We start from the raw sequence: 15,731 nt of genomic DNA on the forward strand, positions 1-15,731 counted from the left end.
CTCATTTGCGACGTCATCCTGACTCAACGCTAAAAAAGGGCGGCGTCGCCGTCAAAAAGTCCGCAATCCGCTAAATACGGTAACGTTGGGAATACTTCTTCACGTTACTGTTTACCGGAAGCGAAGGCGCAAAGAAGTCGCCCTGACCGCCTGCAACACCCAATGCCACCAGCGTCTGCCACTCGGCTTTCGTCCGCACCCCGGCAGCAAACACCTGGGTATGGGTTGATTTACAGACTTCCAGCAGGCTCTGCACAAAGAGCTGATTTTCGGTACGGCGCTCAATGTTGCGCACCAGACCGGCATCAAGCTTGATCAGTTCCACCGGAAGTTGTCGGATATAGGCGCTACTGACCACCGTTAAACCCGCCTGATTGACCGCGATACGACAACCAAATGCCTTAAGTGCGCGAAATACTGGCGTTAAACGATTGATGTGTTGACAGACATCTGCCTCGGCAAGTTCAAATAAAAATCGCTTTCTTTGTCCTTTCGGGCATTGCAGCAACATATTCTGCAGCCAGAGCACAAAAGAACGGTGTAACAGCGAGTCGATCGTGACCGGCAATACCAGCGTCTCTTCCGGCCAGAGCTCCGATAAGGCCGCGATGCGCGTCACCAGCTGGCGATCCCAGCTGTCGGCCATGCCGAGCTGTTGCACCAGCGGCATATATTCGGCCGCCAGCACCTCTTTATCGCCGTCAAAAATACGGGTCAGCATGACGCGATGCTGCACCTTACCCTCGATACTCACCGCCGGTTTCTGATACAGACGCGGGCCGCCGCGGCTCAGGGTATTTTCCAGCAGCGTTCGCCAGCGCACGCTTCCGCGCCCGGCATCCAGCGGATTACCGGCACCGTTAGTCCAGTTATTGCCGCCTAACAGCGCCGCCCGTCGGGTCGCCATTTCGGCGTTTTCCATCACCTGTGGCACGGTCTGTCCGCTGTGCCAGGCGCTGATACCGATATGAATCAGATCATCGCGGTTCACCATCCGCATCGGCGGCAGAGAATCGACGGCGTTAATCAGCTGATCGGCAATGCTGTTGGCCTCTTTCAGGCTGCGGTGCGGTAGCAACACGGCAAAATCACTGCGAAAGTAGCGGGCCAGCAATGCGCCAGGATAGCGCAGCACAAAGGTCGAGAGCATGTTGACGAAATTAAACAGGTACTCGTCGACCAGGCCTGGCTCCAGCGTTTCGCTATGCATGTCCAGATCCGGCAGGCGAATCATCATCACAACGCCGTGGGTACCGACATCCTCCTGATCTTCCAGCAACGTGGCGAGCTGGTTATCAAAGAACAGTCGATTATTCAGGCCGGTACGACCATCCTGCGCCGCAAAGGTACGGATCAGCGTATCGATGCGCAGACGCTGTTCACCCGCTTCCTGCAGATCGGAGAGCAGCACATCCAGCGCACGGCTTGCTTTCGGCGGCCACTCATCCAGATTACGTTTCGGCATCACGCCGCGTTCACCGTCGATGATCGCCCCGGCGCGGACTTCAAGGTGCTCCATGCCGCGCCACTGACGGCGGAGCCAGCGATGCAGAATAAACAGCAGCAGACTCATCACCAGCATCACCGTTGACAGCGTGCCCAGCGCGTACGCTCCGATAATGGAACGCAGCCAGGTCCTGGCCGGATCGAGAGTCACCACCCGCAGATGCATACCAGGCTGATGGATCAACGGCACGTCGAACTGGATAAAACGATTAGGCTGGTTATCCAGCATCAGATTTTCGTGACGGGATAGCGTAAAAAAGGTGTGGTCACCGCTGTAGAGTGAAACCTGCTCGGCATTAATGATCGGCATTAATCGCGTAATCCAGCTATCTAACTGAGCAGGAGTCTGGGTAAACAGCGCCTTGTCCACTTCGGTTGCCAGTACCTGCGCGCGCTGTTCGCCACGCTGATGGCTGAACCAGAAAACGCTAAAAGCACAGCCAACCAGCATCAATATGATGGCCAGTATGCTAAGAAAGGTAATAAACGCAGATAGTTTTGTGGTTAATCGCATCCCTGTGCCTGTGTTACTGCGGTGATAACCGGATCACCCAACCTTGTACCGTCAGCCTGACGAAAACGCGAGCAAAATAGCATAATTTGCGTTTAGCGACAGCGCCGTGACGACTGAAGCGGAAGTATATCGTCGGGAAAGCGGCGCTGATGTTGATCCCGGCGCTTTTCGGTGCATTCTCATCGCACCGGCCAGCCAGGAAATTTCACATTTTATCGGCGAAACTGGCTGCGATCGGTAATAGTCATCATGCTGGTCAATAAGACCACGGCTGGAGAGTGCACCATGAAGCGCAACAATGTTCTGACGGAAGCCGACGTAACGCCGGAAACGATTTTTAATATGAAGCGCCGCCAGGTGCTGAAGACGCTGGGACTGAGCGCGGCCGCGATGGGTATGCCGGGCGTGGCAAAGGCCGATATTCTCAGCTGGTTTAAAGGCAACGATCGTCCCGCTGCACCCGCCGGCCGTGCGCTGGACTTTAGCAAACCGCCGCAGTACCAGGCCGACCTGACACTGACGCCAGCGGAAAAGGTTTCTGGCTATAACAACTTCTATGAGTTTGGTCTGGATAAAGCCGATCCCGCCGCCAATGCCGGCACGCTGAAAACCGATCCCTGGAAACTCACTATTGATGGTGAGGTAGCCAGGCCGATCACTCTGGACATGGATGACATCTTCAAACGTTTTGCCATGGAACAGCGTATCTACCGTATGCGTTGTGTCGAGGCCTGGTCGATGGTGGTGCCGTGGGTCGGCTTTGAGCTGGGCAAGCTTCTCTCTCTGGCCGAACCCACCAGCAAAGCACGTTTTGTTGCTTTCCAGACGCTGTACGATCCCGAGCAGATGCCGGGTCAGAAAGATCGCTTTATTGGTGGCGGGCTTAATTATCCTTATGTTGAGGGATTACGGCTGGATGAAGCGATGCACCCGCTGACACTGCTGAGCACCGGCGTCTACGGCAAGGCGCTTCCGCCACAAAATGGCGCGCCGATTCGCCTGACGGTGCCATGGAAATATGGCTTTAAGGGCATTAAGTCGATCGTCAAAATCACCCTGACCGCCAATCAGCCACCAACCACCTGGAACCAGATCGCGGCGGATGAATATGGTTTCTATGCCAATGTTAATCCGCACGTTAACCACCCGCGCTGGTCGCAGGCCACCGAGCGCTTTATTGGTCCCGGCGGCAGCCTGAAAGTGGAGCGTCAGCCCACTCTGCTGTTTAACGGCTATGCCGAGCAGGTGGCTTCGCTCTATCGCGGCCTCGACCTGCGGGAGAATTACTGAGTGGTACGCCTGTCGCTAAAACAGATCACCTGGCTCAAGGTGATTCTGCATCTGGCGGCTTTGCTGCCGCTGGTTTATCTGATCCTTGCCGCTATGCAGGGCGGATTAAGTGCTGATCCGGCCAAAGATATTCAGCACTTTACCGGGCGGATGGCGCTGAAACTGCTGCTGGGCACGCTGCTGGTCTCTCCGCTGGCGCGCTATGGCAAGCAGCCGCTGTTGATCCGCACGCGTCGCCTGCTGGGTATCTGGACCTTTGTCTGGGCCTGCCTCCATCTGCTGAGCTACTACCTGCTGGAATTAGGCGCTGATAATCTGCGTCTGCTGGGCAGCGAGTTAATTTCTCGTCCCTATTTGACACTGGGTATCATCAGTTGGGTGATATTACTGGCCCTGGCGCTGACCTCTTTCCAGCGGGCGCAGCGTAAGCTCGGCAAACGCTGGCAGACGTTGCATAACGCCATCTATCTGGTCGCAATTCTCGCCCCGATCCACTACATCTGGTCAGTCAAAATCCTGTCGCCGCAGCCACTTATCTATGCACTGCTCGCTGCGCTGTTGTTAGCGTGGCGTTACAAAAAGTTTCTCAAATGGTGGCCCCGCTAGTCCTTCTGTGGTTGTTTTCCTCCCTGACTATCTGCTAAAAGATGTGGCCTTCGGGTCACATCCGATCATCTTCGCAGATAAGACCAGTATTTTGCTGCGAAATGACACGAAACGGATATAATGCCCGGCTTTATTGCAAGGCGGGTCTTCTTTTTCATCGTGAAAGGTGACAAAAGGAAATTGGCAAGGTATTTTACGCGATGCCTCAATGATTGCGGGAGATGGCAGCAAGATGGCGCATAAATTACATATTCTGCTTTTAAACGGACCCAACCTGAATCTGTTGGGAACGCGCGAGCCAGAGAAGTATGGTCACACCACACTGCAGCAGATTGTGGACGATCTTGCACGTCAGGCAGACCAGCTGAATGTGGAATTAAGCCACTTGCAATCCAACGCTGAGTTTCAGCTGATTGATCGCATTCATGAGGCCAAAGGCAATGTGGATTACATCATTATCAATCCTGCCGCGTTTACCCATACCAGCGTCGCGCTGCGTGATGCCCTGTTAGCGGTATCGATTCCGTTTATTGAGGTTCATCTCTCAAATGTGCATGCACGCGAGCCCTTCCGCCATCACTCCTATCTATCTGATGTATCTGCTGGCGTCATCTGTGGGCTTGGCGCTGACGGCTACACATGGGCTTTACAAACGGCAGTAAAACGCCTGTCTCAAACTAATTAATCAAACTGAGTACGGAACCCCACTCATGGATATTCGTAAAATTAAAAAACTGATCGAACTGGTTGAAGAATCTGGCATCTCCGAGCTGGAAATCTCCGAGGGCGAAGAGTCCGTTCGTATCAGCCGTGCACCTGCAAATGTTGGTTATCCGATGATGCAGCAGGCTTATGCTGCGCCGGTACAGCAACCCGCTCTGGCGACAGCTGTCGCGCCCGTTGCGGCCATTGCTGAAGCCGCACCGGCTGAAATCAGCGGCCATATTGTGCGTTCACCCATGGTCGGGACGTTCTATCGCACGCCAAGCCCGGACGCAAAAGCCTTCATCGAAGTGGGTCAGAAAGTGAATGCCGGCGATACCCTGTGTATCGTTGAAGCCATGAAGATGATGAACCAGATCGAAGCCGACAAGTCTGGTGTGGTGAAAGCCATTCTGGTCGAGAGCGGTCAGCCGGTCGAATTTGACGAGCCACTGGTTGTCATCGAATAACGGGGCGGACCATGCTGGATAAAATTGTTATTGCTAACCGCGGTGAGATCGCGCTGCGCATTCTGCGTGCCTGTAAAGAGCTGGGCATCAAGACTGTGGCGGTCCACTCAAGCGCGGATCGTGACCTGAAGCACGTGCTGCTGGCGGACGAAACCGTCTGCATCGGCCCGGCGCAGTCAGTCAAAAGTTACCTCAACATCCCGGCGTTGATCTCCGCAGCGGAGATCACCGGCGCGGTGGCGATTCACCCAGGCTACGGCTTCCTCTCTGAGAATGCTGATTTTGCCGAGCAGGTTGAGCGCTCAGGCTTTATCTTTATCGGCCCGAAAGCAGACACCATTCGCCTGATGGGCGACAAAGTGTCGGCGATTAACGCGATGAAGAAAGCCGGTGTGCCAACCGTACCGGGCTCCGACGGCTCGCTGACCGATGATATGGAAAAGAACCGTGCCTTTGCGAAGCGCATCGGTTATCCGGTGATCATCAAAGCGTCCGGCGGCGGCGGCGGTCGTGGTATGCGCGTCGTGCGCGGCGATAAAGATCTGGAACAATCCATCAACATGACGAAAGCGGAAGCCAAAGCGGCTTTCAACAACGACATGGTTTACATGGAGAAGTATCTGGAGAATCCTCGCCACATCGAGATTCAGGTACTGGCTGACGGTCAGGGCAACGCCATCTATCTGGGCGAGCGCGACTGCTCAATGCAGCGTCGTCATCAGAAAGTCGTGGAAGAAGCGCCAGGCCCAGGTATCACTGAGGAACAGCGTCGCTTCATCGGCGATCGCTGTGCCAAAGCCTGTATTGAGATTGGCTACCGCGGCGCAGGCACCTTCGAGTTCCTGTATGAAAACGGTGAGTTCTACTTCATTGAGATGAACACCCGTATTCAGGTTGAGCATCCGGTGACCGAGATGATCACCGGCGTCGATCTGATCAAAGAGCAGCTGCGTATCGCTGCTGGTCAGCCACTGTCGATCAAACAGGAAGATGTGATCATTCGCGGACATGCGGTTGAATGCCGTATCAACGCTGAAGATCCGGTTTCCTTCCTGCCGAGCCCGGGTAAAATCACCCGCTTCCACGCGCCAGGCGGTTTTGGCGTGCGCTGGGAATCGCACATCTATTCGGGTTACAGCGTACCGCCTTACTACGATTCCATGATTGGCAAGCTGATCACCTACGGCGAAACCCGTGAAGTGGCCATTGCCCGCATGAAGAATGCGCTGGCGGAACTGATCATCGACGGTATCAAGACCAACATTGAACTGCAGATGAAGATCATGTCCGACGAAAACTTCCAGCACGGTGGAACCAATATCCACTATCTGGAGAAAAAACTCGGCTTGCACGAGAAGTAATCGCAACGCTGAGTTAGTCAGAGGCCGGTTAATCCGGCCTTTTTCTTTTGCCGCTGGCGTTAAGGTTGAATCATGGATGCTCGTTTTATTCAGGCGCATAAAGAGGCCCGCTGGTCACTCTATCTGACCCTGCTCTGGCTGGCTGTTTGGGGGCTTTCCGCCTGGCTGGGTGGGAGCGAAATGGGGATCACCGGCTTACCGCGCTGGTTCGAACTCTCCTGTGTCTTTGCGCCTCTGCTGTTCATTTTTTTATGCTGGCTGATGGTTCGCGTGATTTTCCGCGACATGTCGCTGGAGGATAAAAATGAATTTTGACATTATCCTGCCTCTCTTAATTTATCTGGTGCTGATCGCCGCGCTGTCAGTCTTCGCGGTCCGTAAACAGCGTCAGGGCAACTTCCTGACCGAATATTTTCTTGGCAGCCGCTCAATGGGCGGGTTTGTGCTGGCCATGACCCTCACGACCACCTATATCAGCGCCAGCTCGTTTATTGGCGGACCCGGTGCCGCCTATAAATATGGCCTGGGATGGGTATTGCTGGCGATGGTTCAGGTTCCTGCCGTCTGGCTGTCGCTCGGCGTGCTGGGCAAGAAATTCGCTATCCTGGCGCGTAAGCATAATGCGGTGACGCTGAATGACATGCTTTACGCGCGCTATCAGAGTCCGCTACTGATCTGGCTGGCCAGCCTGAGCCTGCTGGTGGCGTTCATTGGTGCCATGACGGTGCAGTTTATCGGCGGTGCGCGATTGCTGGAAACCGCGGCGGGGATTCCGTATGACACCGGCTTACTGATTTTCGGCGGCACCATTGCGCTCTATACCGCCTTTGGTGGCTTCCGCGCCAGCGTGCTCAATGACGCGATGCAGGGCGTGGTGATGCTGATCGGCACCTTCCTGCTGCTGTTCGCCGTGATCCATCAGGCGGGCGGGCTGGGCACCGCCGTGCAGAAGCTGCACGCTATCGATCCGCAATTACTGTCGCCGCAGGGACCAGGCGAGATCATTACCCCGACCTTTCTGAGCTCATTTATCGTGCTGGTCTGCTTTGGCGTGATCGGCCTGCCGCATACCGCGGTACGCTGCATCTCCTATAAAGACAGCAAGGCGGTACATCGGGCGATTATCCTTGGCACCATTGTGGTGGTGATCCTGATGCTGGGTATGCATCTGGCGGGCGCGCTGGGACGGGCCATCCTGCCCGATCTGACGGTGCCGGACCGGGTGATCCCCACCTTAATGATCACCGTGCTGCCGCCGCTGGCCGCTGGACTGTTTCTGGCGGCCCCGATGGCGGCGATTATGTCGACCATCAATGCCCAACTGTTGCAGGCATCCGCTACGCTGATTAAAGATCTCTATCTGCGCGTGGCGCCGCAGCAGATGGAAAATGAGCCGCGGCTGCGGCTGTTATCTGGCGGCATTACCTTTGTGCTGGGCATTCTGCTGCTGATTGCCGCCTGGAATCCGCCTGATATGATCATCTGGCTCAACCTGCTGGCGTTTGGCGGCCTGGAGGCGGTATTCCTCTGGCCGCTGGTGCTGGGCCTTTACTGGGAACGTGCCAATGCGGCAGGAGCCATCACCGGTATGGTTACCGGTGGCGGTTGCTACGCGTTTCTGGCGAGCCTTAACCTGCAAATCATGGGCTTCCATCCGATTGTGCCTTCCCTGCTTTTAAGCCTGCTGGCGTTTTTAGTGGGTAACCTGTTTGGACGCGCGCCGCAAACTGCCGACGCGCCGCAACATTGAACGTAAGAGAGACGTTATGCCGTGGATTCAAATCAAGATAAACAGCTCGGGTGAACATGCTGAAACGCTGAGCGATGCGCTGATGGAGACCGGTGCGGTCTCCGTCACCTTTCAGGATACCCATGATAATCCGGTCTATGAGCCACTGCCGGGCGAAACCCGCCTGTGGGGCGATACGGATGTGATCGGCCTGTTCGATGCGGAAAGTGACATGGACGCCATTGTCGCTGAACTGGCGCAACATCCGCTGTTAGGTGCTGATTTCCGACACAAGATCGAACAGATCGAAGATAAAGACTGGGAACGCGAATGGATGGAGAACTTCCACCCGATGCGTTTTGGCGAACGGCTGTGGATCTGCCCAAGCTGGCGCGATGTGCCCGATCCGACGGCGGTGAATGTGATGCTCGATCCAGGCCTGGCCTTTGGCACCGGCACCCATCCCACCACCTCGCTCTGCCTGACCTGGCTGGATGGACTGGATCTGACCGGGAAAACGGTGATCGACTTTGGCTGTGGCTCGGGGATCCTGGCGATCGCTGCGCTGAAGCTCGGTGCAGCGCAGGCCATTGGTATTGATATCGATCCGCAGGCGATCCAGGCCAGCCGCGATAATGCTGAACGCAATGGCGTCTCCGATCGTCTGTCGCTCTATCTGCCCCACCAGCAGCCGGAGAACCTGCAAGCGGATGTGGTGGTCGCCAATATCCTGGCCGGTCCATTACGTGAACTGGCCCCGCTGATTAGCGTACTGCCAAAGCCGGGCGGTCACCTTGGACTCTCTGGTGTATTAGAGAGCCAGGCGGAAGGCGTCTGCGAAGCCTATGCTGAGCAGTTCGCGCTCGACCCGGTTGCGGTCAAAGAAGAGTGGTGCCGGATCACCGGCGTGAAGGCCTGAATCCAGCGCATGATTTTGTCGCCTGACAGCCTCCCGGATTTGCACTGAACCGGCTGCAGAGCCTCTCCGGCCAGCCCGTAGCGTAAGGTGCGGGCTTTCTGCTTGCTGAATGGTTGCTTGTATCGTTAATCACGGCATGTGACGTTTATTATCTGGTTAAACAGGCTGCTTTTTCGGAAAAACGTTTGTTCACAATTTCAGCATTAATATCTAATTGCCTGATAATTATGGTTATTTTGTAAATGGCGGAGTGATCACCCGGATTTCATTGATCTTTCTTGCTGATTGTTCAAAGTTTGGCCTTTCATCTTCAGGAAAAAATGCGTAATATACGCCGCCTTGCAGACACAGTATGGCCATTCTGACTTCATGCGTATTGGAAACCTCCAGCTGAGAAATCGACTGATTGCAGCCCCTATGGCCGGGATTACCGACAGGCCATTCAGGACGCTGTGTCATGAAATGGGTGCAGGCATGGCAGTTTCTGAGATGTTGTCTTCGAACCCGGAAGTCTGGGCCAGTGACAAATCTCGTTTACGCATGGTGCACAGTGATGAGCCAGGCATTCGCGCCGTGCAAATTGCCGGTTGCGATCCCAGCGAAATGGCGCAAGCTGCACGGATTAATGTTGAGGCCGGTGCACAGGTTATCGACATTAATATGGGCTGCCCTGCCAAAAAGGTTAACCGCAAAATGGCGGGTTCAGCCTTGCTGCAATATCCCGCCGTGGTGGAGTCAATTCTCTCCGCAGTGGTCAATGCAGTGGATGTGCCGGTAACACTGAAAATTCGTACTGGCTGGGATCCTGAAAACAGGAACTGTGTCGCGATTGCCCAATTGGCTGAACGTTGTGGTATTCAGGCTCTGACGATACATGGCCGCACTCGTGCCTGCCTGTTCAACGGGGAAGCTGAATATGACAGCATTCGGACAGTTAAGCAGAGTGTCTCTATTCCGATTATCGCGAATGGAGACATAACTGACCCGCATAAAGCCAGAGCGGTGCTCGACTATACAGGGGCCGATGCTCTGATGATAGGACGCGCTGCTCAGGGAAGACCGTGGATCTTCCGGGAAATCCAGCATTATCTGGACACTGGGGAGCTGCTTGCCCCGCTGCCAATGGCAGAGGTCAAGCGCTTGCTTGTTTCGCATATACGTGAGCTGCACGACTTTTACGGTTCAGGCAAGGGATACCGTATAGCGCGAAAGCACGTCTCCTGGTATCTCCAGGAGCACGCCCCGAATGACCAGTTTCGGCGCACATTCAACGCCATTGAGGATGCCAGCGAACAGCTGGAGGCGTTGGAGGCATACTTCGAAAATCTTGCGTAACGAAATAAAGAGCTGAAAGAACTATGTTCGAACAACGCGTAAATTCTGACGTACTGACCGTTTCTACCGTTAACTCACAAGATCAGGTAACTCAAAAACCTTTGCGTGATTCGGTTAAACAGGCACTGAAGAACTATTTTGCTCAACTGAACGGTCAGGATGTAAGTGACCTGTATGAGCTGGTTTTGGCTGAAGTCGAGCAGCCTCTGTTGGACATGGTGATGCAGTATACCCGTGGCAACCAGACCCGTGCTGCCCTGATGATGGGTATCAACCGCGGTACGCTGCGTAAGAAATTGAAAAAATACGGCATGAACTGATTCTGGTTCTGTCTGTTAATTACGCCAGCCTTCGGGCTGGCGTTTTTATTTGTGCGCTGTTCCACAAAGCATCGGCAATTCAGGTGAAACAGTTATCGTCAATATGGTAACTATAGTTGCAATCGCTGCCGTGATATTTCACTGCCTCGCTTTCTTACTCTTCTCTCCCGACGTCGCCTCTCCGGTACGTCAGCCCGCCCGGCGATTCCCGGTCAGCGCTGGCTTCTGTGATCCTGCACGCCTTTAAAAGCAAAGCATCTCCTGCATACATTTGCGCCTGAGTGATGGCTCACATTGCTTCCATATAGTGAAACTATTTGCACTAAATGTGATCGGGTCGACTCGCATTGCTTCCTTTTGGTGCGCCATATTAGCGGAACTTTCCCGCTGCTTCCGATTATTAACCGTTCTTTCATGATAATTCAGGGCTCTGCAAACCTGGCATCAGGTTTGCAAAGTCGTGGATGGCTGACCGCCACAGACAGGAAAAACGCACACTAAAGTGCGCAAACATAACAACATGATTCCTCCACACAGGATGCTTTATGAAAAAGATGATGCTCTCCACGCTGGTTGCTGCGGCCTCGCTGTTGGCCGTTGCTCAGCAGGCTCACGCTGGCACGACGCTGGATGCGATAAAGAAGAAAGGCTTTATTCAATGCGGTATTAGTGACGGTTTACCCGGCTTCTCCTATGCCGATGCCAGCGGCAAGTTTACCGGTATCGATGTTGATGTCTGCCGTGCGGCGGCCGCAGCGGTGTTTGGCGATGCGACCAAAGTGAAATATACCCCGCTGACCGCTAAAGAGCGTTTTACCGCGCTGCAGTCAGGTGAAGTCGATATCCTGTCGCGCAATACCACCTGGACCTCATCACGTGATGGCGGCATGGGCTTCCTGTTTGCTGGCGTCAATTATTACGACGGTATTGGCTTCCTGACTCACCAGAAAGCCGGGCTGAAAAGTGCTAAAGAACTGGACGGCGCTACTGTCTGTATTCAGGCGGGTACCGATACCGAGCTGAACGTGGCGGACTTCTTTAAAGCCAATAAGATGCAATATACGCCGGTGACCTTTGATCGCTCCGACGAATCGGCCAAAGCGCTGGATAGCGGCCGCTGCGATACGCTGGCTTCTGACCAGTCTCAGCTCTATGCGTTACGCATCAAGCTGGGCAAGCCTGACGAATTTATCGTGCTGCCAGAAGTGATCTCTAAAGAACCGCTGGGCCCGGTCGTTCGCCGCGGTGATGATGACTGGTTCACCATCGTTAAGTGGTCACTCTACGCCATGCTGAATGCTGAAGAGATGGGCGTTTCCTCGAAAAACGTTGATGAGATGACCGCCAAACCGACTACGCCAGATATGGCCCATCTGCTGGGTGCTGAGGGTGATTTTGGCAAGGATCTGAAACTGGACAACAAATGGGCCTACAACATCATCAAGCAAGTGGGCAACTATCAGGAAAGTTTCGATCGTAACGTGGGTAAAGATAGCGCACTGAAGATCGCTCGTGGTCAGAATGCGTTGTGGAACCAGGGCGGCATTCAGTACGCACCGCCAGTACGTTAATACTCCTCGCCAATCGGGCACCGTATTCTGCGGTGCCCTACCCCAGCTTTCGTTACTGAGGTTTCAACATGTCACAACGCCCAACCGTGAAAAGGGATTTTTCATTCGGTAATCCCACGGTTCGCGCCTGGCTTTATCAGCTCATAGCGATAGTCGCGGTGCTTGGTGTGGTGGGTTATCTGGTGCATAACACCATTATCAACCTGGCCAATCGCGGTATCACTTCCGGGTTTGGATTCCTTGAGCGCACTGCCGGTTTTGGTATTGTTCAGCACCTGATTGAGTACACCGAAGGAGATACTTACGCGCGCGTGTTTATGGTCGGGTTGACCAATACCCTGCTGGTCTCCGCGCTCTGTATCGTCTTTGCCTCCATTCTCGGCTTCGCTATTGGTCTTGCGCGGCTTTCTGACAACTGGCTATTGCGGAAACTCTCCAATATCTATATCGAAACTTTCCGTAATATTCCGCCACTGCTGCAGATCTTCTTCTGGTACTTTGCGGTGTTACGCAATCTGCCAGGCCCGCGTCAGGCGCTGAATGCTTTTGACCTGGCCTATGTCAGCAACCGTGGTTTATACGTCCCCTGGCCAACCTATGCAGCAGGCAGCTGGCCGTTTGTGATTGCGCTGCTGCTGGCTATTGCCGGCAGTTACGGCCTGTACCGTTTTAACCGTAAACATCAGCTGAAAACTGGTCAGTTACGTCGCTCATGGCCGGCGGCTATCGCGATGCTGATTCTGTTCCCGCTGATTGCGCATCTCGGTTTTGGCGCGGCGACCCACTGGGACGTGCCACAGCTACGCGGTTTTAACTTCCGTGGCGGCTCAGTGATGATCCCTGAGCTGGCGGCGCTGACCCTGGCGTTGTCGATCTATACCTCATCGTTTATTGCTGAAGTGATTCGCTCGGGGATTCAGTCGGTACCGTACGGGCAACATGAGGCGGCACGTTCGCTGGGCCTGCCTAATCCGGTAACGCTGCGGCAGGTGATTATCCCGCAGGCAATGCGCGTGATTATTCCTCCGCTGACCAGCCAGTATCTGAACATCGTGAAAAACTCCTCACTGGCTGCCGCCATCGGTTATCCCGATATGGTGTCGCTGTTTGCCGGTTCAGTACTGAATCAGACCGGCCAGGCGATTGAGACCATTGCTATCACCATGGGCGTTTATCTGATCATCAGCCTGCTGATTTCACTGCTAATGAACCTCTATAACCGCAAAATTGCGCTGGTTGAGCGTTAAGAGAACGGGATGACTATGTCTGTTACCACACATGAAACGCCCCCCGTCCCGACGAATCTGGCGAGTCGCGCCTGGCGTTGGGCGCGTAAGAATTTATTTTCCAGCTGGTTTAACTCCCTGCTCACACTGTTTTGCATCTGGGTGATCTGGCACGTTATTCCGCCTGCGCTGAACTGGCTGATCTTTCAGGCTAACTGGTTCGGTACCACCCGTGCTGACTGCACCAAAGAGGGCGCCTGTTGGGTCTTTATCCATGCCCGTTTTGGCCAGTTCATGTATGGGCTCTATCCGCATGAATTGCGCTGGCGGATTAACCTGGCGCTGGTAATTGGGCTGCTGTCGATTATCCCGATGTTTATCAAAAGCCTGCCGTACCGTGGACGCTATATTGCACTCTGGGCAATTGCTTATCCGGTCATCGTCTGGTTTCTGCTTTATGGGGGCTATCTGGGGCTGGAGCGGGTCGAAACCCGCCAGTGGGGCGGCTTAACCCTGACGCTGATTATCGCATCGGTCGGGATTGCCGGCGCTTTGCCGCTGGGAATTTTACTGGCGCTGGGACGTCGCTCAAAGATGCCGGTCGTGCGTACGCTGTCGATTATCTTCATCGAGTTCTGGCGCGGCGTACCTCTGATCACCGTGCTATTTATGTCATCCGTGATGCTGCCGCTGTTTATGGCTGAAGGCACTACCATCGACAAACTGGTGCGTGCGCTGGTTGGGGTCATTTTATTCCAGTCCGCCTATGTGGCTGAGGTGGTGCGTGGCGGTTTGCAGGCGCTGCCGAAAGGCCAGTATGAAGCCGCCGAGTCACTGGCGCTGGGCTACTGGAAGACGCAGATGCTGGTGATTCTGCCGCAGGCCCTCAAGATGACCATCCCGGGCCTGGTGAATACCATCATTGCGCTGTTTAAAGATACCAGCCTGGTGATCATCATCGGCCTGTTCGATCTGTTCAGCAGCGTCCAGCAGGCTACCGTCGATCCGACGTGGCTGGGCATGTCGACTGAAGGTTATGTCTTTGCTGCGCTGGTCTATTGGATTTTCTGTTTTAGCATGTCGCGCTACAGCCAGTACCTGGAAAAGCGCTTTCACACCGGGCGTAAATCGCACTGAGGTTTTACATGACACACTCTATGACACACTCTTCCGACGCGTTGATGATCTCGCTTGAGAACGTGAATAAATGGTACGGGCAGTTTCACGTACTGAAAGACATCAACCTGCAGGTTAAACCCCGCGAGCGCATCGTGCTGTGTGGTCCATCCGGCTCCGGTAAGTCGACCACCATTCGCTGCATAAACCATCTTGAAGAGCATCAGCAGGGGCGCATTGTCGTCGATGGTATTCATCTGAATGAGGATGTGCGCAACATTGAGCGGGTCCGTACCGAAGTGGGGATGGTCTTCCAGCACTTTAATCTGTTTCCGCACCTGACCGTATTACAGAACTGTACGCTGGCGCCGTCCTGGGTCAGAAAGATCCCTAAGAAAGAGGCCGATGAGCTGGCGATGCATTATCTGCAGCGGGTGCGTATCGCCGAACATGCGCACAAGTTTCCTGGCCAGCTCTCCGGCGGTCAGCAGCAGCGCGTTGCCATCGCCCGCTCGCTCTGCATGAAACCCAAAATCATGTTGTTTGATGAGCCGACCTCAGCGCTCGATCCTGAGATGGTGAAGGAAGTGCTGGATACTATGATTGGGCTGGCTGAAGATGGCATGACCATGCTGTGCGTTACCCATGAAATGGGCTTTGCCCGTACCGTTGCGGACCGTGTGATCTTTATGGATCGGGGTGAGATCGTTGAAGTGGCGCCACCGCAGGAGTTCTTCGCTCATCCTAAATCAGAACGCACCCGCGCTTTCCTGTCGCAGGTGATTCACTGACGTAGCACACAATCTCTATCACCCGGCCTGGTGCCGGGTTTTTTATTGGCTGTATAACAGAGGCGGCTAGTGCTGGATAGGGTGGTTTGCAATGGGGAAAAGGAGAGATTCTGGTGATTGCCACAACGAAAAAAGCCCTTCGCATACGTGAAGGGCTCTCTCTTATTTGATGCCTGGCAGTTCCCTACTCTCGCATGGGGAGACCCCACACTACCATCGGCGCTACGGCGTTTCACTTCTGAGTTCGGCATGGGGTCAGGTGGGACCACCGCGCT

At 54.5% G+C, this 15,731-nt stretch carries 15 protein-coding genes and 1 rRNA gene; 14 read left to right on the forward strand and 2 right to left on the reverse strand.

From position 1 onward, the window contains the following. Positions 1-70: 70 nt before the first annotated feature. Entirely contained in the window at positions 71-2,020 is a 1,950-nt protein-coding gene (csrD, locus tag WFK59_RS17780) for an RNase E specificity factor CsrD (RefSeq protein ID WP_233986979.1), read from the reverse strand. A gap of 285 nt (positions 2,021-2,305) precedes the next feature. On the opposite strand from csrD, the gene msrP reads away from it, so the two are divergent. The 14 genes from msrP (at position 2,306) to WFK59_RS17850 (ending at position 15,456) form a co-directional block, all read left to right on the forward strand. Next, the gene (msrP, locus tag WFK59_RS17785) at positions 2,306-3,310 is read left to right on the forward strand and encodes a protein-methionine-sulfoxide reductase catalytic subunit MsrP (protein ID WP_233986978.1); all 1,005 of its coding nucleotides are present in this window, start codon (positions 2,306-2,308) and stop codon (positions 3,308-3,310) included. Beyond that, entirely contained in the window at positions 3,311-3,916 is a 606-nt protein-coding gene (gene msrQ / locus WFK59_RS17790; protein WP_233986977.1) for a protein-methionine-sulfoxide reductase heme-binding subunit MsrQ, read from the forward strand. 232 nt (positions 3,917-4,148) lie between these two features. Next, a complete protein-coding gene (aroQ, locus tag WFK59_RS17795; protein WP_233988118.1) occupies positions 4,149-4,601 on the forward strand; it encodes a type II 3-dehydroquinate dehydratase in 453 nt (150 codons plus the stop codon). Between the two features lie 25 nt (positions 4,602-4,626). Further along, positions 4,627-5,088 (forward strand): acetyl-CoA carboxylase biotin carboxyl carrier protein, encoded by a 462-nt coding sequence (accB, locus tag WFK59_RS17800; protein WP_031375128.1) that lies wholly within the window; start codon positions 4,627-4,629, stop codon positions 5,086-5,088. A gap of 11 nt (positions 5,089-5,099) precedes the next feature. Beyond that, positions 5,100-6,449 (forward strand): acetyl-CoA carboxylase biotin carboxylase subunit, encoded by a 1,350-nt coding sequence (accC, locus tag WFK59_RS17805; RefSeq protein ID WP_233986976.1) that lies wholly within the window; start codon positions 5,100-5,102, stop codon positions 6,447-6,449. A gap of 72 nt (positions 6,450-6,521) precedes the next feature. Beyond that, a complete protein-coding gene (locus WFK59_RS17810; protein WP_233986975.1) occupies positions 6,522-6,764 on the forward strand; it encodes a YhdT family protein in 243 nt (80 codons plus the stop codon). Then, complete coding sequence (gene panF / locus WFK59_RS17815) at positions 6,754-8,199, forward strand: sodium/pantothenate symporter (RefSeq protein ID WP_233986974.1); 1,446 nt, start codon at positions 6,754-6,756, stop codon at positions 8,197-8,199. Before WFK59_RS17810 ends, panF begins: the two co-directional genes overlap by 11 nt. Before the next feature lie 16 nt (positions 8,200-8,215). Next, positions 8,216-9,097 (forward strand): 50S ribosomal protein L11 methyltransferase, encoded by an 882-nt coding sequence (gene prmA, locus WFK59_RS17820; RefSeq protein ID WP_233986973.1) that lies wholly within the window; start codon positions 8,216-8,218, stop codon positions 9,095-9,097. A 369-nt stretch (positions 9,098-9,466) separates the two neighbouring features. Further along, positions 9,467-10,432: a tRNA dihydrouridine synthase DusB gene (gene dusB, locus WFK59_RS17825; protein ID WP_031375133.1), complete on the forward strand. Its 966-nt coding sequence runs from the start codon at positions 9,467-9,469 to the stop codon at positions 10,430-10,432. Positions 10,433-10,455: 23 nt separating this feature from the next. Next, on the forward strand, positions 10,456-10,752 hold the full coding sequence (fis, locus tag WFK59_RS17830) for a DNA-binding transcriptional regulator Fis (protein ID WP_003855228.1): 297 nt from the start codon (positions 10,456-10,458) through the stop codon (positions 10,750-10,752). Positions 10,753-11,297: 545 nt separating this feature from the next. Continuing rightward, positions 11,298-12,323: an amino acid ABC transporter substrate-binding protein gene (locus WFK59_RS17835; RefSeq protein ID WP_233986972.1), complete on the forward strand. Its 1,026-nt coding sequence runs from the start codon at positions 11,298-11,300 to the stop codon at positions 12,321-12,323. A gap of 68 nt (positions 12,324-12,391) precedes the next feature. Next, complete coding sequence (locus tag WFK59_RS17840; RefSeq protein ID WP_233986971.1) at positions 12,392-13,570, forward strand: amino acid ABC transporter permease; 1,179 nt, start codon at positions 12,392-12,394, stop codon at positions 13,568-13,570. A 15-nt stretch (positions 13,571-13,585) separates the two neighbouring features. Continuing rightward, positions 13,586-14,686 carry an amino acid ABC transporter permease gene (locus WFK59_RS17845; protein WP_336756681.1) on the forward strand — a complete coding sequence of 367 codons (1,101 nt, stop codon included), beginning with the start codon at positions 13,586-13,588 and terminating at the stop codon, positions 14,684-14,686. 8 nt (positions 14,687-14,694) lie between these two features. Beyond that, positions 14,695-15,456 (forward strand): amino acid ABC transporter ATP-binding protein, encoded by a 762-nt coding sequence (locus WFK59_RS17850; protein ID WP_094121126.1) that lies wholly within the window; start codon positions 14,695-14,697, stop codon positions 15,454-15,456. Between the two features lie 171 nt (positions 15,457-15,627). On the opposite strand, the gene rrf is transcribed toward WFK59_RS17850, so the two are convergent. Further along, positions 15,628-15,731, reverse strand: a 5S ribosomal RNA gene (rrf, locus tag WFK59_RS17855); the annotation flags it as partial.

This window comes from Pantoea sp. USHLN298, from assembly GCF_037149395.1.
GTDB classification, from domain to species: domain Bacteria; phylum Pseudomonadota; class Gammaproteobacteria; order Enterobacterales; family Enterobacteriaceae; genus Pantoea; species Pantoea astica.

Bases quoted from the DNA above. Each gene is read 5' to 3' on its own strand.
- csrD (WP_233986979.1), bottom strand. From the start codon at position 2,020: ATGCGATTAACCACAAAACTATCTGCGTTTATTACCTTTCTTAGCATA.
- msrP (WP_233986978.1), top strand. From the start codon at position 2,306: ATGAAGCGCAACAATGTTCTGACGGAAGCCGACGTAACGCCGGAAACG.
- aroQ (WP_233988118.1), top strand. From the start codon at position 4,149: ATGGCGCATAAATTACATATTCTGCTTTTAAACGGACCCAACCTGAAT.
- accB (WP_031375128.1), top strand. From the start codon at position 4,627: ATGGATATTCGTAAAATTAAAAAACTGATCGAACTGGTTGAAGAATCT.
- accC (WP_233986976.1), top strand. From the start codon at position 5,100: ATGCTGGATAAAATTGTTATTGCTAACCGCGGTGAGATCGCGCTGCGC.
- WFK59_RS17810 (WP_233986975.1), top strand. From the start codon at position 6,522: ATGGATGCTCGTTTTATTCAGGCGCATAAAGAGGCCCGCTGGTCACTC.
- panF (WP_233986974.1), top strand. From the start codon at position 6,754: ATGAATTTTGACATTATCCTGCCTCTCTTAATTTATCTGGTGCTGATC.
- prmA (WP_233986973.1), top strand. From the start codon at position 8,216: ATGCCGTGGATTCAAATCAAGATAAACAGCTCGGGTGAACATGCTGAA.
- dusB (WP_031375133.1), top strand. From the start codon at position 9,467: ATGCGTATTGGAAACCTCCAGCTGAGAAATCGACTGATTGCAGCCCCT.
- fis (WP_003855228.1), top strand. From the start codon at position 10,456: ATGTTCGAACAACGCGTAAATTCTGACGTACTGACCGTTTCTACCGTT.
- WFK59_RS17835 (WP_233986972.1), top strand. From the start codon at position 11,298: ATGAAAAAGATGATGCTCTCCACGCTGGTTGCTGCGGCCTCGCTGTTG.
- WFK59_RS17840 (WP_233986971.1), top strand. From the start codon at position 12,392: ATGTCACAACGCCCAACCGTGAAAAGGGATTTTTCATTCGGTAATCCC.
- WFK59_RS17845 (WP_336756681.1), top strand. From the start codon at position 13,586: ATGTCTGTTACCACACATGAAACGCCCCCCGTCCCGACGAATCTGGCG.
- WFK59_RS17850 (WP_094121126.1), top strand. From the start codon at position 14,695: ATGACACACTCTATGACACACTCTTCCGACGCGTTGATGATCTCGCTT.